Raw genomic sequence first — 18,185 nt, 5'->3', positions numbered from 1 at the left:
ACTATCAAATCTAAGCAGATATTCATTACAATTGAAAATATAAAAAACCCCAAAATACCTGCGTATTTTAGGGGTTTTTTCGAACGTCACTACTAATCAGTGCAACTTAATTAACAATAAATGCTGCAACAATTATTAGTTATCTTTGATAATTAGTCACCCTCTACAATCTTAGGTGGCCCTTTTAACAAGTGCTCATCAACGAATTCATTCGCTGAATTATGGTCTGCTGATTCATCAGTAATAAAGCCTTGCTGAGCTCGATATAGAATCAGACGATCACGACTCAAACCTCGTAACAACGCATACATCATGACAAAAATCACTAAGGCAAACGGTAGTCCGGCTACGATAGCCGCCGCTTGTAAGGCAGATAGTCCACCAGCCGCTAGCAATATAGCAGCGATAACGCCTTCTGTTGTTGCCCAAAACAAACGCTGAATCTTTGGAGGATTGGTATCACCACCAGCGGTCAGCATATCGATAACAAAACTGGCCGAGTCTGATGAGGTCACAAACCATAGCATGATCATAACCACAATCAGTAGCGTAATCGGTTTTGCCAATGGGTAGTACTCAACCAACTTAAAGATGGCACTACCAGAATCCGCTTGTACTGCTTCAACCAATCCTGGGCTGATACCCGACACGGCTGAAGCAAGCTCCATATGAACAGCAACGCCACCAAAAGTCGTGAACCAGAAGAACAAGATAAGCATTGGGATCAACAACACCCCAAGCGTAAATTCACGGATAGTACGACCGCGAGAGATACGGGCAATAAAGATACCAACGAATGGTGCCCAACTAACCCACCATGCCCAATAAAATATCGTCCAACTACTTTGCCAATCTGTCCCGCTATAAGACTCGCCCCACGTACCTAGTGGTACAATCACGGTCAGATAGTTGCCGATGTTTTCAATAAAGCTATCAAAGATAAACAGCGTCGGCCCTAAGATGACCATAAACGCCAATAAGACGATTGTGAATCCAATATTTATATCACTAAGGCGCTTAATACCTTTGTCCAAGCCCATCATAACAGAAGCGGCTGCAAGCGCTGTAATAAACGCAATCAAACCAAACTGTACCGTAAGACTATTAGGCGTACCAAACAACTTCTCTAGTCCAGAATTGATCTGCATCACGCCAAGACCTAGTGAGGTAACCACGCCAAACATCGTACCGAACACTGCCAAGATATCGACCGTATGCCCCCATCGGCCATAGATTCTTTTGCCGAGCAAAGGATACAGAGTTGATCGAATCGATAACGGCAACCCACGACGGAAATGGAAGTACGCTAAAGACAGCGCCACAACCGTATAGATACCCCAAGCGTGTAGACCCCAATGCATAAATGAGATGTTCATCGCTTGCTTTGCAGCTGCTACCGTTTCGGCATCGCCCATTGGTGGTGCCATAAAGTGATACAACGGCTCCGCTGTACCCCAATAAACTAAGCCAATACCAATACCTGCAGAAAACAACATACCAATCCAAGAGAACAGATTGTACTGTGGTCGCTCCGTTTGATTGCCTAGCCGAATGTCGCCATAGCGACTCATTGCCAAGTAAATACAAAGCGCGAGCGCCGCATTGACTAAGAGAATAAACAGCCAACCAAACTTATCAGTAATGAAATTTTGTAAAAAACTAAAGACGGCCCCTGCTGTTTCAGTGAAAAGTGCACCAAAAATAATGAATCCAATTATCAACAGTGACGATGTAATAAACACAGGTTTACTCACCCGTGGAAAAGGTCCTAATCTGCCTACTTTTACTTCTTCCATGTGCAAGTCTCAAAATCCAAGGAACATTACCTTAACAAAATAGGCCTTAACTATCAATCTTTTACAAAATAAAGCTTGATAAAACAGTTAATTTAATCTAAAAGATTTAATAAATTTATTTAAAATAATTGAATAAACTAAGAAATCAACACTACCTTCTTAGAACGCTAGCATGATGTTATTTAGGCAATAATCTGAGTAATTGACCATCATTACCATCTTCTAACACCCAAACGTTACCATCTACCGCCAGTACACTACGAATACGCTCCCCCATATCATAGCGATAACGTTCAGAAGCTGTGTTGTCATCATTCATACTCACCACAATGAGCGCTTTGGATGACAAACCACTAATCAGCACATTGCCTTGCCATGCTGGAAAATCATTCTCTGTACCCGCAGAATAGAGGCTCATCGATGAAGGTGATATAACTGGTGTCCATGTGATTTTGGGTGCTTCAAACTCAGGCCGAGTATCATGATCAGGGATATCAATCCCCGAATAATTGCGACCATTGGACACGAGTGGCCAGCCGTAATTTTTGCCTTTTTCAATCAGATTAAACTCATCTCCGCCTCTTGGACCCATCTCGTGCGCCCATAACTTACCGCTATCATCGAATGCCATGCCCAATATATTACGATGACCTATCGTCCAAAACTGCTTGGCGATGTCATTTGTATCATTTAAAAATGGATTGTCTACTGGGATAGAGCCGTCAGCATTTAGGCGTATAATTTTACCCAAATTGACACTCATATCTTGCGCTGGCGTTTTTTCTTGGCGCTCGCCTGAGCTGATATATAAATATTGTCCATCAGGTAAAAACAAGAGACGATGACTGTAATGTCCTTGCCCTTTTACTTTTGGAGATTGCTCCCAAATGGGCGTAATAGCTTGCAAACTTGGTGTACTGGTATCTAAACCCATTAATCTTGTCTTAATGACTTTGGCACCGAATTCATTACTATCTGCACCCTCACCTGCTTCAACGTAGCTTATATAGAGATTGTTAGAACTAGAGAAATCTGGCGCAATAACCACATCACCAAGTCCCCCTTGCCCGCCATAAGCGACTTTTGGTACGCCAGTCACTGCTATCTTCGCACCTGTTTCGATATCAACTATAAATAACTCACCTGTCTTTTGTGTCACCAATATTTTTTGTGGTGCATTATCCGCTTTAGGTAACGCTGCCATCGCCCAAGGTTCATTAAAAGTAGCAATAATTTCAGTGGTAAATTCTGGTTTATCAACACTCATGGACGAATTAGTATCTGAGGTTTTGTATTCTGCTAGATCTTCATTGGTATTAACTACCGACTGATTGGAGCACGCCGACGTGCTAATCAGCAATGTTGCTACTATAATCGGTAAAGTTAACGGCGCACTTAGATATTTTTCATTGATTATCGCCATGTTGTCATCTCCTTGTATTTTGCATTCGTCTTATGATTCCTTAGATTATTTATAGCATAGTAAAAGCATGCAAACGGTAAATAATAATAGCCTACAACGTAAAAACCCCTTACTTACCCATGTAAAATATAGGCAAGTAAGGGGTTGGTTTTATGAAGAAATAGTCCGTTTTTTTAGATATTAACTCATTCTAAGTTTATTAAAGCTCAGCTTATCATCAGCACCGACATCGACTTTGATGATATCTCCCGCTACAAAATCACCCGCCAATAGCTTCAATGACAATGGATTTTCAATCTCCTGCTGAATGGCACGTTTGAGCGGACGCGCACCATACACAGGGTCATAACCGACCGCGACCAATTTGTTCATCGCATCAGCTGACAGCTCGATATCCATCTCACGATCATGCAAGCGTTGACGCAAACGATCTAGCTGGATGGCAGCAATTCCTGCCATTTGCGACATACCAAGTGGATGGAAGACCACAATCTCATCGATACGGTTGACAAACTCTGGGCGGAAATGCTGACCAACAGAGTCCATCACCTCAGCTTTGATATCCTCGTAACTTTCACCGACCATTTCTTGAATTTTATGCGAACCCAAGTTACTGGTCATAATAATCACAGTATTCTTAAAATCAACGACGCGACCTTGCGAATCCGTCAAACGCCCATCGTCCAACACTTGTAATAATATATTGAATACATCAGGATGCGCTTTCTCAACTTCATCAAACAAAATCACACTATAAGGTTTACGGCGAACAGCCTCAGTCAACGCACCGCCTTCTTCGTAGCCAACATAGCCTGGAGGCGCCCCTACGAGACGGCTGACACTGTGTTTTTCCATGTACTCACTCATGTCGATGCGCACTATCGAATCTTCACTATCAAACAAGAAGTTCGCCAATGACTTGGTCAGCTCAGTTTTACCGACCCCTGTAGGCCCAAGGAATAAGAACGAGCCAGAAGGACGGTTGGGATCAGACAAGCCCGCTCGGCTACGGCGTACTGCATTTGCTACCGATTCGACCGCTTCATCTTGACCAATCACGCGCTCATGGAGTTTTTCTTCCATTGCCAGCATTTTTTCACGCTCGCCCTGCATCATTTTGTTGACTGGAATACCCGTGGCAGCCGCAACTACTTCCGCAATCTCATTGTCTGTGACTTTGTTACGTAGCAATTTAACACCACTGCCTTCACCTGTCTGCTCTTTTTGTTCTGCCAAGTCAGACTCAGTGATACGGCGCTCTAGCTGCGGGATGGTTTCGTATTGCAGCTTGCTCATGGTCTCATAGTCACCTTCACGACTGGCTTTGTCATAGGCAATACGGGCCTTGTCTAACTCGTCTTTTAGCTGCTGACTGCCTTTGACCAGTGCTTTTTCTGCTTGCCAAATTTCATTAAGATCAGCGTACTCTTTTTCTAGCTCTTCAATTTGCGCATTCAATACTTTACGCTCTGCTTGCGCGCCAGCGTCTTCTTCATTTTTGAGTACTTCACGCTGCATTTTCAACTGAATCAAACGACTGTCTAGCTTGCCTAATGCTTCAGGCTTGCTGTCCATCTCCATACGTAAGCGACTGGCCGCTTCGTCAATTAAGTCAATCGCCTTGTCTGGCAACTTGCGATCGGTAATATAACGATGGCTCATGCGTGCCGCAGCAATGATGGCGCTGTCTTGGATATCGACCCCATGATGCAGCTCATAGCGCTCTTTGAGGCCACGTAATATCGCAATGGTATCTTCAACCGTTGGCTCATCGACCAGTACTTTTTGGAAACGACGCTCAAGTGCCGCATCTTTTTCAATATACTTGCGATACTCATCTAATGTCGTCGCACCAACGCAGTGTAGCTCACCACGAGCTAGTGCAGGTTTTAGCATATTACCTGCATCCATCGCCCCTTCAGATTTACCGGCGCCGACCATGGTATGCAGCTCATCGATGAATAAGATGACGTTGCCTTCTTGCTTGGCCAAATCGCTCAATACGCTTTTGAGTCGCTCTTCGAACTCACCGCGGAATTTTGCCCCTGCAATCAGTGCGCCTAAGTCTAATGACAATACTTCTTTACGGCGTAGACCTTCTGGCACATCACCATTGATGATTTTTTGTGCCAAACCTTCGACGATAGCCGTCTTACCGACACCCGGCTCACCAATGAGCACTGGGTTGTTTTTGGTACGGCGTGATAGCACCTGAATGGTACGGCGAATCTCTTCGTCACGACCAATCACTGGATCCAGCTTGCCAAGCTCCGCCTGCTCAGTCAGATTAATGGTGTATTTATTTAATGCATCACGCTGATCTTCTGCATTTTGGTTATTCACCGTATCATCACCGCGCAGCTGCTCAATCACCGCTTTTAGTTTGCTTGCTGTGACACCAGCACTTTCAAATATCTTTTTGGTTTCACCTTGTTCAGCAAGTGCCAACATCACCCATTCAGTGGCGATAAAATCATCACCTTCTTTTTGCGCTTGGCGATCTGCCAAGTTTAAAATCTTGACCGAGTTTGGATTCAGATTGACGTCACCTGTCGGCTCCGAAATCGTTGCTTGATTATCTAATGCCTTCGCCACACCGTTTTTTAGAGCAGGAATAGAAGCGCCCGCTTGTTGGCAAATAGACAAGTTAGACTCATCTTGTAGCAATACAGCAAGCAGATGCACAGGATCGATACCCGTATGATCGCGGCCTAATGCTAGGCTTTGTGCTTCTTGAATAGCGGATTGCAGTTTTTGGGTAAATTTCTCAAATCTCATATTCACATCCTTTTATAATTAGTATTTACAGCAGATGCTTTATAGTCTAGCGACTACTGTTATATGTCACTTATATAAGGTATATATACACCTATTTCAAGCCAATTATCGAATAAAACCTTACTATAAGCAATGATATTTAGCTTCGCCTATTGATTAATATCGTTTAAATATACTTTTAAGATAAATTTAAAAGGCATTTAGAGCAAATGGCACTATGAAATAACTAAAAATATAGTCACAGAACTCTAAAATGGGTACAAGGCAGCCGACTGCAGATTGTACAATTAGTACATCTAAGGAGGGTAACGCCGTAGCGGTTTAGTAGTTAATCGACTATAGACACAGTATAACCATGCAAAAGCATGATTAGTATGCGATTAAATATGAATGATAGGTAGTCGTTTTAAGATCAGCTAGTCGATTTAAAATAATATAGACACAAGGAGAGTGAGTGGCAGTGAGTAAAGGTATTCAAAGTAAAAACGATACAGATAGTAGATTATGTAATCCTGACACGTTATCTGATTTATAAATGATTGGCTCTATCAGAACACAATAGATAGCCCTATTCTACTATCTCAATAGGGATGCCAAGCGTTACTGCCGCCATAATTTCATCCATCTCATCATCGGTAACGGCGATACAACCATCGGTCCAATCGTACTTCTGATTGATAGCAGCCAAATGACCAAAGCCATTCATCTGACCATGAATCATAATATCTCCGCCCGGACTGACACCCAATTGCTTAGCACGGGCTTTATCGGCAGCATTGGGATAGCTGATATGGATAGAGCGATGGGCAATAGAATTTTCGTTTTTATAATCTAACGTATAAGTACCGATAGGTGTGCGCTGATCGCCTTCTTGCTGTTTATGCCCGACTGGACTATCGCCCAAGGCAATGCGATAGGTACGAATGACGTCATCACCACTCAATAACTGCAAACGGCGTTCGGATTTATCAACGAACACTTTATCAATCACCACATCAGCGATAGGCTGATTATTCTGCTTATCAAAGGTACTGCTACTCGCAGACGCGCGTGTCATGTAATTAAAAACGCTGCTGCTGATAACCGTAACCACCCCGAGGCCAATCAAGATAAGTAAGAAGCGATGAGAGCGATTACGCAAGAATGCCATGAGTTGACCCTTTATGATATTGACAACGTTAAATATAGTTAATCATAATCTATCAAAACATGGCGCTTGCTATTGTGTAAATCATATGGAAAATGACTGTCACTCTGTCATTCATTCAAAACAGATAACTACACCATACGAATCGCACCATCTAAGCGAATGACTTCTCCATTTAGATAGGCATTATCAATGATATGGACCGCCAATTTAGCAAATTCATTTGGGTTACCCAAACGCTTAGGATAAGGGACACCTGCCTCTAGCTGCTCACGAGCTTTTTCAGGAATAGTGTCCATCATCGGTGTGGCAAATACACCAGGTGCGATAGTCATCACGCGAATACCATGACGAGCCAACTCACGTGCTAACGGTAAGGTCAAACCGACCACGCCCGCTTTAGATGATGAATAACTGGCTTGTCCAACTTGCCCATCGAAAGCAGCGATAGACGCGGTATTAATAATAATGCCTTGATCTGCATTATTTTCTCCGTGTTTGCCTGCGCTGCTGTCATTAGCCACGCGCTTGGCAATACTGGCAGCAACCAAGCGTGCAACGTTAAACGAACCGACCAGATTGATGTTAACACCGCGGCTGAACGACTCAAGGTCTGCCGGATTGTTCTCACGATCCAGCAATTTTTGTACGACAGCGATACCTGCACAGTTGATAGAACCCTGTAAGCCGCCAAATTCTTTTTCAGCCATATCCACAGCTGCTTGCACCTCATCGCCACTGGTGACATCACAACGTACAAAGCGTGCATTATCGCCCAGTTCAGCGACCAAAGACTGCCCAGCTGACTCGTTTAGATCAGCGATGACGACATGGCCGCCTTGCTCTACGATCGCACGAGCAACTGACTCGCCCAGACCTGACGCACCACCTGTCACCAAAAAGCTGTGTTTTTCGATTTGCATAATTATTCCTTTAATTAGTATTTTTATTGAACATTTTCTTAAATTTATTGACGTATTGATGCATCAATACTTAATCTTCAATTCAGTCGGCAGAAGCTATCATGAACACCGTTATCGCTAAGCCAATGACAAACTACGCAGTAGAAATCGCTGAATTTTACCACTTGGCGTCTTCGGTAATGCTGCTACAAACTCAACCTCGCGCGGATACGCATGGGTTGATAGACGTTTGCGTACGAGCTCTTGAATTTCTTTGGCAATCTGCTCATTACCTTTGATGCCATCTTTTAGCACCACATAAGACTTGATGGTATGCCCGCGCACCTCATCTGGCACGCCTACCGCTGCAGACTCTGCAACAGCTTCATGCTCTAACACGGTGTTTTCAACATCGGTTGGCCCCACTCGATAGCCTGCGGTAATAATGATGTCATCATCACGTCCTGAGAACCAATAACTGCCATCACTGTGGCGCTCGACCACATCGCCTGTCAGATAGTAATCATCTACAAAGGCTTGTTTTTCATTCCAGCTATAGCCGCGGAAATAAAATGCAGGTGATTGACTAACCACAACGGCCAGCTGCCCTTGCTCACCATCAGGCAATACTTGCATATCATCATCTAATACGACGAGTGTATGCCCCGGTAGCGCCATACCCATCGAGCCAACTGGGCTCTCATGTACCAGTGCATGATGTGCGCAGCAAGTCATGCCTGTCTCTGTCTGTCCATACTGATCTTTTACTTGGCAGCCCAGATAGGTTTCTAACCAGCTGACGACTTCAGTATTGAGTGTTTCTCCTGCCGAATTCGCACAGCGTAGAGATAGCTTCGCGTTAGTATCATTATGTAAGCTGTCAAACACACCACTAGATTTCATCATACGAAAGGCAGTCGGTGAAGACGCCAAATTGGTAATCTGATGACGCACCATAAAATCGCGTGTATGGGTAGCATCAAAGCCAGCTTCATTAAAATAAGTAGTGATACCTAACAATAAGGGCCCAGTGATTGCATAGTACAATCCATATGCCCACCCAGGATCGGCCATGTTCCAATATTGATCATCGTCGCGCAAATCAATCGCATAGCGCATATAGAGATAGAAAGCTGATAATGCGCCTAGTGGTACACTCACGCCTTTTGATTTACCCACTGTACCTGAGGTAAACATTTGCAAAAATGGTGCATCAGTATCAAGCGATACGGGTGCTAGAGTTTGTGAGTGCGCTGCCATTGACTGGGCATAGTGATCATCACCCCAAGTCTGAGCATCCTCTACGCTACCTACCATGACCATTTTGGTTTGCTCAGCCAAATCTTCAAACTTGCCACGATTTTCTTGATTGGTAAAAACAACTTTGGTATTGGCTTTGTCCATTCGATACTTAATCGAATCGTAACCAAAAGCGGTGAATAACGGCTGATACACTGCCCCAATACGCCAAGTTGCTAGTACAACGGTGAGTAATTCAGGCGTACGCGGTAGCATGGTCGCGACTTGGTCACCGATTTGCACGCCGTAAGACAGTAATAAATTAGCGACTTGCGCACTCGCCGCATCTAGCTCAGCAAAGCTCATACGAGTCACATTGCCTGACGTGTCTTCATGCACTAGCGCAATGTTATCGCCGCGACCGTCACGTACATGACGACCACAGCACGCCATATAAGCATTTAACCGATCGTCTACCTGCGTGCCAAAGATTTCTGACAGCAGCGCATTCATATCGAAGTTATTATAATAATCGGTATAGTTTTTTAGTGTGGTGGTAGCGTCTACATCAACGATCGTAGCAGTTTGAAAAGCGGTGTTCATAAGCTAATCCTTTAGCAATAACAGATAACTGGTAAAATGGTGGTTATGATTGTAAAACGGTCACATCCTATAGACCGTTCAATATCTTCGTATTTATCATGTCCTATTAGTAACGCATTTTTATATTTATTTCAATACATAACGTATCATTTTTACGATAAATACTAACTTTTAAATAGGCATATTCTTTAATTAATCCACCACCACATCGATAAAAAAGAAACGAACGTGAGCCATGCTTGAGTATGGTAAACAAGATGAAAGGTATAATAGCTTTATAGTGAGCAGACTATTCTGTACTTAAAAACTCCCGTAGCGCCTTTTCTTCACGGCTTTGATATTTTTTGACACGTCCACGATGGGCACGTTTGTAAGGCTCAAAAAACTGACCTGCTAAAAACTGATCGATAACGACGGGATGAATATAAGATGCGCGGCATACTGTCGGAGTATTGCCCAATTCTGCTGCCACACTTTTGACCATATCAACGACCAGTTGTTGGCGCTCGACGCTTTTAGGCTCACTGGCTAATATTGTTTTTCCATGTGCTGTTTGTAGCTCATCATATAAATGACTGGCTGCGAGGACACTGGCCATCCAAGTACGGAAATCCTTGGCGCTATACATGTTGCCAGTGCCATCACCACAGCCAGTATGGGTGCGTATATAATCATTAATATCGGCGCTGTCGACGATTTGCTTAACACCGCTATCATCTAAGTATTTAAATATCTGATAGCCAGGTAATTCAGAACACGCTTGTACAATGTCAATCAAACGCTCATCCTGCAATTCAATATGATGCTCTTTTGCACTTTTTCCGACAAAATCAAACGCCAGTCCATTGTCCGTTTCATTCACATGCTTGCTGCGTAGCGTGCTTAGACCATAGCTTTTATTCAGCTTCGCATAGCGGCTATTGCCAATACGAATTAGAGTAGTCTCTAACAGTTTGACCACCGCAGCGAGCACATTAGCTCGTGACAAGGGCTTGGCATCTAGATCCAACTCAACCTGAGCACGTAGATTCGGTAACGCCTCTGCAAACCCAATCATGGCATCAAACTTCGCTCGGTCACGTACGCGATCCCACTCTGGATGATACAAGTATTGTTTGCGCGCTTTGTCATCACGTCCTGTCGACTGTAGATGCCCTGTTTCATCTTGGCATATCCAAACATTTGACCACATCGGTGGTATCACCAACGCATCAAAACGCTTGCGTAAAGCCTTGTCTTTGACCGTTTTACCAGTGGCATCCTTATAAGTAAAACCGCGACCCCAGCGTCTGCGCTCATAACCAGGCTCATCATCACTCACGTAGCGCAAATTCGCCAAACGAGCCAGATGTTCATAGTTATGGCGCACATCTACTGCTGTATCTGCCTGATTATTTGCCTTGGTCATAAAAATATCCGTCTTATGAAATAGTCGCTTTAGCATAATTAATGCCGGATATTTTTACTGTTTATTTGCCACAGACAAAGTGTAATCGATGTGTAAAACAAAATTGAGATTATGGGTGCTAAACGATGCGTTTTTGAGGCATAATTTAGCACTACTCACGACTTAAGTTTATTAAAATAAAATGAACCATTCATCTGTAGAAATAAAAAACCTAGCTCTCGCTGATTATGAATTATGGTTACACTTGTGGCAAAACTATCTGACATTTTATGAGACCAGTTTACCCATGAGCACGACTGATACAACATGGCACAACTTGTTAGATAGCAATGTCGCTATTTATGGGTTTGGGGCATGGCAGGATGGTACATTGGTAGGAATCACTCATGTGGTGCTGCACCCCAGTACTTGGACCAATAATGGATGTTGCTACCTGCAAGATTTGTATGTTAATGAATCTATTCGCGGGCAAGGTATTGGAAGGGCCTTGATTGAATATGTGTATGACTTTGCTACTCAAAAAGGCTGCAACCACGTCTATTGGAAAACACAAGAAAGTAATGCTGATGCACGCCAACTGTATGACAAAATCGCAAGCTTAACGGACATGGTGCAGTATCGTAAAAACCTATGATTTGTACTACCTGTCTTATGATTTACAATGAATGAGCAAATAAAAAACGCCAAGTGTTAAACACTTGGCATTTTCTTATCAATACGGCTTTAGGTTAAAGCAGCTTAGACATTATTTACCGTAAACGCATAAATAAGCAGTTTCGACGTCTACTTTTACTTGAAACTTCTGATTGGCTTCAACCGTAAACTGCTCGCCAGCATTAAAGGTCTGCCATTCGCTACTTTCTGGCAATTTAACGGTCAACGCGCCACTTACCACGCTCATGGTTTCAAATTCACTAGTGCCAAACTCATACTCACCAATTTCCATAACGCCGACAGTCGCAGGCTTAGTCTCTGTCTGAAAGGCGATAGAAGTCACTTTATCATCAAAATAATTATTAACGCTTGGCATAATTTTCCTTAATTAAATGTTAGTTACTATTTTAAAACGGCTGCTTACAATCCTGCTTTTAAACTCGCTTCGATGAACTGATCGAGGTCACCATCTAACACAGCACCCGTGTTAAAGGTTTCAACACCGGTACGCAAGTCTTTGATACGAGAGTCGTCAAGTACGTATGAGCGAATTTGACTGCCCCAGCCGACGTCAGACTTACCGTCTTCAACCGCTTGCTGTGATTCCATACGTTTTTGCATTTCTAGCTCATACAGCTTAGCACGTAGCATTTTCATGGCGGTGGCTTTGTTACCATGTTGACTACGCTCATTCTGACAAGTAACGACCACGCCACTTGGCTCATGGGTAATACGTACCGCAGAATCTGTCGTGTTCACATGCTGACCACCCGCGCCAGATGAGCGATAGGTATCGATACGCAAGTCTGCTGGGTTGATATCAATCTCGACATTGTCATCGATTTCAGGCGACACAAACACCGCAGCAAACGAGGTATGACGACCATTATTACTATCAAATGGCGACTTACGTACTAGACGGTGGACGCCAATTTCGGTACGCAACCAACCAAAGGCATAATCGCCTTTAATCTCAATCGTGGCTGACTTAATACCCGCGACGCTACCAGATGACACTTCAATCACATCAACCTTGAAGTTATGCGCCTCTGCCCAGCGGGTATACATACGCAGCAGCATCTCTGCCCAATCCTGTGCTTCTGTACCACCACTACCTGATTGAATATCCAAGTAGCAGTTATTTGGATCCATCTCGCCACTGAACATCCGGCGGAACTCTAAGTCAGCCACACGTTTTTCAGCATTATCCAGCTCGGTCTGCACATCAGCGAGCAGTGATTCATCGTCTTCTTCTACCGCCAGCTCTAGCATGGCAGACGCATCTTCTAATGTCGTCTCAAGTGACACTACCACATCGATGACACCGTCAAGATGGCTTTTTTCTTTATTAATCTTGGTCGCACGCTCTGGATCATTCCATAGCTCAGGATTTTCTAGTTCTAAATTGACTTCTTCTAAGCGCTCTTGCTTACCATCAAAGTCAAAGATACCTCCGCAAATCCTGCCCACGCTCAGATAAATCTTTGATTTGTTCTTGATACGGATTGATTTCCATAAATGTTCCTGTTTTTCTAATAAAAATAAATAACGAATGTGGAGCTATTTTAGATGAGATTGATGTTAAATAGTTAGCTAATTAGTACCGCCTATATATTAAGTAGCGCTAAATAACCTAAATCGACCAATCCTCTACTGCCCAGTGATGTGCTAACGCATGAGCATGTAGCGCATCGTCCGGCGACACACAAATTGCCACATCCGCCCACTCAAGCAATGGAATATCATTTTTAGAATCTGAATACGCATACGTTTTTTCAAAGGTAACCCCAGCCAACTGCTGCTTATTCACCCATTTATCTAAATGATATATCTTACCTTCTTTAAAATTGGGCTTATCCGCTAACTTACCCGTATAACGCTCATCTTTTATCTCAAGCGGTGTCGATAACACATTGGCGGCTTCTATACCGAAACGTTTAGCAATGGCAGAGACCACAAAATCATTGGTCGCAGAGATAATCACCACAGCATGACCCTTCTCAATATGTTGACACAACACTTCCATCGCTTTTGGACGAATATGCGGTTCGATTTCGCGTTTGATATAATCTTCACGCAACTCATGCAAACGCGCCAAGGGTAATGTGGTCAAAAACTGGGCGACAAATTCATTGTACTCGGTGGCATCGAGCGTACCTGCTATATATTGCTCATAAAATTCTTGATTGGCTGTGCGATACTGCGCCTCATCGACCAGACCATTATTAACGATATATTCGCCCCACAGATAGTCGCTGTCGACATCGAGTAAAGTATGATCTAAATCAAATAGTGCCAGTTCTTTTTGAGTGTTTTGGGTGTGAGATGCTTGCATAGCGAAGCCTTATTATTTTTTGAAAAGTTTGAGGGTGAGTAGGATTAATCGTCATTAAGGGTTATATCGACCATATTTGCTCTGAAGCCTTCAATATAGTCGGTTTTATGGATATAACGTTTACTCAGTAAATTTGCTAGAACACTACTGTTTGCTAGACATAATTATGGTAAATTATTTCTTTAGCCCATTTTATGACGGGTCTAGAGGACTTAATAAGCAACCCAGAGAACCTTATGAAAGCATATGATAACAAAACCAGCTTACCTAATAGACCGCCCCGCCCAGCTCGCTCTATCAGAGAGATCAGACAACGTCGATTGGGTAATGCTTATCAATCACCTTTAGACCGTGTGTTCTATGCGCTCTTGAATGGCTTGATGTATGGCTTTGGTGGCTTACTTATCGACCTTGCCATTGTTGTCATTCGCTCAGTAGCTGGTCTTGGTAATGGTGAAATTTTTTGGCTATTCACCCCTTTCATGGTCGTCCTTGGCGTATTGATAGGACTCATCGTTGGTAAAAACGCAGGTGCTGAGAGCGTCAACGCATTACATATCGACGAAACTGCTAACCATAATCCTTATCTCGATGACACATCTATCAGTCATGATATTTTTCGCGGACTCATTATAGGTATCATTATCTTTGCCGTTATTTGGCTGGTTATGATGCTCATGGTATAACCACTGGCATCATATTATAAGAATATAAAAAGGATGGAACAATATACTACCATCCTTTTATTTTTATCCACTACTGATCGCTCGCCCCGTACTAATTAATCAGGCATTGCGATTTCTTTTAAGCCTGTTTTAAACTTCTGACAACGTTCCGCATAATGCATCGCTGACAATTTCAGCATCGAGGCTTGCTCATCTGTTAATGTTTTCACCACTTTTGCTGGTGCGCCCATCACCAATGAGTTATCCGGAATAACCTTGCCTTCCGTGACCAATGCTTTGGCACCAATGATACAGTTTTTACCGATTTTGGCATTATTTAATACCACTGCACCAATACCAATTAAACTATTATCACCGACTTCGCAGCCATGCAGCATCGCTAAATGCCCAATGGTGACATAATTGCCGATTTTCACCTCAATACCTGCATCAGTATGAATCACACTGTTTTCTTGCACGTTACTATAGTCACCGATATGAATCAGTTCATTGTCACCGCGGAGTACCGCACCAAACCAAATATTGGCTTGATGTCCCAAATAAACATCACCGATAACTTGCGCAGAATCTGCTACCCAGCCATTAAAAGGCATAGCGAACTTAGGCACCTTGTCTAAATATTGATAAATCATAACCACTCCTTGTTATTGTTTTTTATACCAACCTAATAATAGACAGCTGTCATTCTATATCAGTCAATAATACCCTCTATTGTGGCAAAGCCTTCTATCAAAATCTAGTGCTATTCACCCTAGTAACATGGTTGTACCAGCCATCGTAAGAAGTATCTAGTTATACTTAGGCTATTATGACCGTTGTAGCTACTTACTTAGAACAAGTTATCACTTAGAACAAATCACCCTTTAGACCGTAAGAATAGAAAAATCACTCGTCGCAATTAGAGTGTTGGTTATCATATGCTGTTTTTCACATATTGTTTTTTCAGAAATCTTTTATAAACAATTATTTAACAGATAGTATATTGTATATTTACGGTAGGCGAGGAATCCGTGTCCGTTAAGTTAGAAAATCGACTGGCTATCTGCGTGTATATTGTATATAATGCGCAAAATCTGTGCCTAAGCGAGCGGACATGATGCAAGTTACCTATTCACTATCTAGTGGGTTTTGTAGTTTCCATCAATAATGTCTTCTCGCTTTTTTGTGGAAAAATTTTGGGTTTAGCTGTTTTTTATTCTTAATTAGTAGTCATTATCGAGATATAAAAAGCTGCGTTCAATCCGAAATTTAATCATAAGAAATTACGGCACTCACCAATAACAGCGGAGGCAAACCTTGAATTCATCGGCAGAAATACAAGCAATTTTGGCATTAGCAGACGGTACGATTTTTCGCGGTGTGAGTATCGGCAGTCTCGGTCATCGTGTCGGTGAGGTGGTGTTTAATACAGCCATGACAGGGTATCAAGAAATCCTAACTGACCCTAGCTATGCTCGTCAGCTAGTGACCCTAACCTATCCGCACATCGGTAATACTGGTACCAATAGCGAGGACACTGAGTCTGGTAATGGTCATCAAGTATGGGCAGATGGTCTCATCATTCGTGATGCCACTATGGTTACTTCAAACTTCCGTAACTCAGAATCATTGAGTGACTACTTACAGAAACATAATACCGTCGCAATCGCTGAGATTGACACCCGTCAATTGACTCGTCTACTGCGTGATAAAGGCGCTCAAAACGGTTGTATCATGACAGCCTCTAATGGCGAGACCATTAGCACTGATGACGAGCAACAAGCCATCAAATTGGCGCAAGAGTTCGCTGGTATTGAAGGCATGGATCTGGCAAAAGAATGCTGTACTAAAGAGACGTTCGAATGGACAGCAGGTACGTGGGATTTATCAGATACCCTACTTAACCGTGATGCCGTTGGTAGTCATGATAGCGGTACAGGCGGATTCTTCAAGCAGTTAGGCACACACGTTGAACACAAATTTAATGTAGTCGCCTATGACTTTGGTACCAAGACCAACATCTTGCGCATGCTCGTCGATCGCGGCTGCCATGTAACGGTCGTACCAGCACAAACGCCTATCGCTGACGTGCTAGCGATGAATCCAGACGGTATCTTCTTATCGAATGGTCCTGGTGACCCTGCCGCTTGTGGCTACGCTATTGACAGCGTGCGTCACATCATTGAGCAAACTGACGTGCCAACCTTTGGTATCTGTTTAGGCCATCAGCTGGTCGGTCTTGCCAGCGGTGCAAACACCATCAAAATGAAAACTGGCCATCATGGTGCCAACCATCCAGTACAAGATGTGGCAGCTGGCACGGTTATGATTACCAGCCAGAACCATGGTTTTGCCGTTGATGAAAACACGCTACCTGATAACGTTAAATCTACCCATCGCTCATTATTCGATGGTACCAACCAAGGGATTGAGCTGACCAACAAGCCAGTCTTTAGCTTCCAAGGTCATCCAGAAGCCAGCCCTGGTCCACATGATTGCGCGCCATTGTTTGATAAGTTTGCTGAGATGATGGCGAAGGCTAAGGCTTAATGTATAAATCAATCAAAAATGCTTTTTTAATTGCAGCAAGCGTAGCATGCACCTCTACGCTTGCTGCCAGTCAAAATGAAAACTTTTCGACTGCACCCAGTTTAATTGAAACACCAGAACAAAAAGCGCAAGTTTTGACAGAGAAAGCTTTAAAAGCTGATTTGATTTACTCCGATTTCCAAGACAAAGAGTTTTTAGAGAGTACGATCTTTACTATTGACAATAGTCTTAACAAGTCTGAGATTGAATGTGCCGTCAATAAGGCTGACTTTAATTACAAGCGAAATCTTTATGAAATCTTGCTAGAGTATGTAAATAAGTATCCAGAAGAAGCTACTGATCTATGGTTGGAAAATTTAGATTTTTTAGCACGAGTTAATAGTAAAATTGTCAACTACCCAGATGTTGTTGATTTTAACATTGATGATCTTCCAGCTTCTTCTGCCTTAAATACAATGACTGATGAAGAAAGTTTAAAATTGCAAAGTGTAATTTTAGATCCACGTTTTTCGAAATTATTACCATTCCTAGGTCTGCCAACACTTGATAAAAATAATCAACTGGTTAATTCCTTCAGTCTCTCTGTCTTATATTCTGCTGCAATAATGAAAGCTTCAACAGATGAGTGCAAGGGAAACTCAATCACTTAAAAAGATCGAGTATGTAATATCTCTAATGGATTCTA

Annotated in this window: 15 protein-coding genes; 4 read left to right on the top strand and 11 right to left on the bottom strand. The window is 42.9% G+C overall.

The genetic code is table 11. The annotated features are described in order from the left end of the window. Positions 1 to 152: 152 nt before the first annotated feature. From AAEY75_RS09045 to AAEY75_RS09015, 7 genes are all read right to left on the bottom strand, one after another. The gene (locus tag AAEY75_RS09045) at positions 153 to 1,796 is read right to left on the bottom strand and encodes a BCCT family transporter (RefSeq protein WP_197100100.1); all 1,644 of its coding nucleotides are present in this window, start codon (positions 1,794 to 1,796) and stop codon (positions 153 to 155) included. Positions 1,797 to 1,974: 178 nt separating this feature from the next. Next, positions 1,975 to 3,219, bottom strand: coding sequence for a PQQ-dependent sugar dehydrogenase (locus tag AAEY75_RS09040; protein ID WP_352259406.1), 1,245 nt, complete (start codon positions 3,217 to 3,219; stop codon positions 1,975 to 1,977). A gap of 180 nt (positions 3,220 to 3,399) precedes the next feature. Further along, positions 3,400 to 5,997: an ATP-dependent chaperone ClpB gene (clpB, locus tag AAEY75_RS09035; RefSeq protein ID WP_197217718.1), complete on the bottom strand. Its 2,598-nt coding sequence runs from the start codon at positions 5,995 to 5,997 to the stop codon at positions 3,400 to 3,402. 568 nt (positions 5,998 to 6,565) lie between these two features. Beyond that, complete coding sequence (locus AAEY75_RS09030) at positions 6,566 to 7,147, bottom strand: L,D-transpeptidase family protein (protein WP_352259405.1); 582 nt, start codon at positions 7,145 to 7,147, stop codon at positions 6,566 to 6,568. 128 nt (positions 7,148 to 7,275) lie between these two features. Then, a complete protein-coding gene (locus AAEY75_RS09025; protein ID WP_352259404.1) occupies positions 7,276 to 8,067 on the bottom strand; it encodes an SDR family NAD(P)-dependent oxidoreductase in 792 nt (263 codons plus the stop codon). A gap of 117 nt (positions 8,068 to 8,184) precedes the next feature. After that, positions 8,185 to 9,888 (bottom strand): AMP-binding protein, encoded by a 1,704-nt coding sequence (locus AAEY75_RS09020; protein ID WP_352259403.1) that lies wholly within the window; start codon positions 9,886 to 9,888, stop codon positions 8,185 to 8,187. 289 nt (positions 9,889 to 10,177) lie between these two features. Beyond that, positions 10,178 to 11,296, bottom strand: coding sequence for a DNA topoisomerase IB (locus AAEY75_RS09015; RefSeq protein WP_352259402.1), 1,119 nt, complete (start codon positions 11,294 to 11,296; stop codon positions 10,178 to 10,180). Positions 11,297 to 11,477: 181 nt separating this feature from the next. Here AAEY75_RS09015 and AAEY75_RS09010 point away from each other — a divergent pair, with 181 nt between their 5' ends. Continuing rightward, a complete protein-coding gene (locus AAEY75_RS09010) occupies positions 11,478 to 11,930 on the top strand; it encodes a GNAT family N-acetyltransferase (protein ID WP_352259401.1) in 453 nt (150 codons plus the stop codon). A gap of 111 nt (positions 11,931 to 12,041) precedes the next feature. On the opposite strand, the gene ppnP is transcribed toward AAEY75_RS09010, so the two are convergent. The 3 genes from ppnP to AAEY75_RS08995 all read right to left on the bottom strand — a co-directional run bounded on the left by ppnP (position 12,042) and on the right by AAEY75_RS08995 (position 14,285). Further along, entirely contained in the window at positions 12,042 to 12,326 is a 285-nt protein-coding gene (gene ppnP / locus AAEY75_RS09005) for a pyrimidine/purine nucleoside phosphorylase (RefSeq protein WP_352259400.1), read from the bottom strand. Between the two features lie 44 nt (positions 12,327 to 12,370). After that, positions 12,371 to 13,466 (bottom strand): peptide chain release factor 2 gene (prfB, locus tag AAEY75_RS09000; RefSeq protein WP_110922751.1). Its coding sequence is split into 2 segments (ribosomal slippage): positions 12,371 to 13,393 and positions 13,395 to 13,466, totalling 1,095 coding nucleotides; the frame shifts between segments, so codons are not numbered across the junction. A gap of 117 nt (positions 13,467 to 13,583) precedes the next feature. After that, on the bottom strand, positions 13,584 to 14,285 hold the full coding sequence (locus tag AAEY75_RS08995) for an HAD family hydrolase (protein WP_201591301.1): 702 nt from the start codon (positions 14,283 to 14,285) through the stop codon (positions 13,584 to 13,586). A 236-nt stretch (positions 14,286 to 14,521) separates the two neighbouring features. Between AAEY75_RS08995 and AAEY75_RS08990 the strand changes: the two genes are divergently transcribed. Continuing rightward, positions 14,522 to 14,971 carry a hypothetical protein gene (locus tag AAEY75_RS08990; protein ID WP_352259399.1) on the top strand — a complete coding sequence of 150 codons (450 nt, stop codon included), beginning with the start codon at positions 14,522 to 14,524 and terminating at the stop codon, positions 14,969 to 14,971. A gap of 95 nt (positions 14,972 to 15,066) precedes the next feature. On the opposite strand, the gene AAEY75_RS08985 is transcribed toward AAEY75_RS08990, so the two are convergent. Beyond that, positions 15,067 to 15,603, bottom strand: a complete 537-nt coding sequence (locus tag AAEY75_RS08985; RefSeq protein WP_197217703.1) for a gamma carbonic anhydrase family protein — start codon at positions 15,601 to 15,603, stop codon at positions 15,067 to 15,069. A gap of 664 nt (positions 15,604 to 16,267) precedes the next feature. Here AAEY75_RS08985 and carA point away from each other — a divergent pair. Continuing rightward, entirely contained in the window at positions 16,268 to 17,500 is a 1,233-nt protein-coding gene (carA, locus tag AAEY75_RS08980; RefSeq protein WP_352259398.1) for a glutamine-hydrolyzing carbamoyl-phosphate synthase small subunit, read from the top strand. Further along, complete coding sequence (locus tag AAEY75_RS08975) at positions 17,500 to 18,150, top strand: hypothetical protein (protein ID WP_352259397.1); 651 nt, start codon at positions 17,500 to 17,502, stop codon at positions 18,148 to 18,150. The genes carA and AAEY75_RS08975 overlap by 1 nt, the downstream gene beginning before the upstream one ends. Positions 18,151 to 18,185 lie beyond the last annotated feature (35 nt).

It is taken from the genome of Psychrobacter sp. TB55-MNA-CIBAN-0194 (assembly GCF_040309505.1).
Classification (GTDB): domain Bacteria; phylum Pseudomonadota; class Gammaproteobacteria; order Pseudomonadales; family Moraxellaceae; genus Psychrobacter; species Psychrobacter fozii.
Note: the sequence above shows the minus strand (reverse complement) of the source record. Positions and strands in the feature narration are given on the sequence as shown.

Coding starts and splice junctions, on each gene's coding strand:
- AAEY75_RS09045 (WP_197100100.1), bottom strand. CDS start 1,796: ATGGAAGAAGTAAAAGTAGGCAGATTAGGACCTTTTCCACGGGTGAGT.
- AAEY75_RS09040 (WP_352259406.1), bottom strand. CDS start 3,219: ATGGCGATAATCAATGAAAAATATCTAAGTGCGCCGTTAACTTTACCG.
- clpB (WP_197217718.1), bottom strand. CDS start 5,997: ATGAGATTTGAGAAATTTACCCAAAAACTGCAATCCGCTATTCAAGAA.
- AAEY75_RS09030 (WP_352259405.1), bottom strand. CDS start 7,147: ATGGCATTCTTGCGTAATCGCTCTCATCGCTTCTTACTTATCTTGATT.
- AAEY75_RS09025 (WP_352259404.1), bottom strand. CDS start 8,067: ATGCAAATCGAAAAACACAGCTTTTTGGTGACAGGTGGTGCGTCAGGT.
- AAEY75_RS09020 (WP_352259403.1), bottom strand. CDS start 9,888: ATGAACACCGCTTTTCAAACTGCTACGATCGTTGATGTAGACGCTACC.
- AAEY75_RS09015 (WP_352259402.1), bottom strand. CDS start 11,296: ATGACCAAGGCAAATAATCAGGCAGATACAGCAGTAGATGTGCGCCAT.
- AAEY75_RS09010 (WP_352259401.1), top strand. CDS start 11,478: ATGAACCATTCATCTGTAGAAATAAAAAACCTAGCTCTCGCTGATTAT.
- ppnP (WP_352259400.1), bottom strand. CDS start 12,326: ATGCCAAGCGTTAATAATTATTTTGATGATAAAGTGACTTCTATCGCC.
- AAEY75_RS08995 (WP_201591301.1), bottom strand. CDS start 14,285: ATGCAAGCATCTCACACCCAAAACACTCAAAAAGAACTGGCACTATTT.
- AAEY75_RS08990 (WP_352259399.1), top strand. CDS start 14,522: ATGAAAGCATATGATAACAAAACCAGCTTACCTAATAGACCGCCCCGC.
- AAEY75_RS08985 (WP_197217703.1), bottom strand. CDS start 15,603: ATGATTTATCAATATTTAGACAAGGTGCCTAAGTTCGCTATGCCTTTT.
- AAEY75_RS08975 (WP_352259397.1), top strand. CDS start 17,500: ATGTATAAATCAATCAAAAATGCTTTTTTAATTGCAGCAAGCGTAGCA.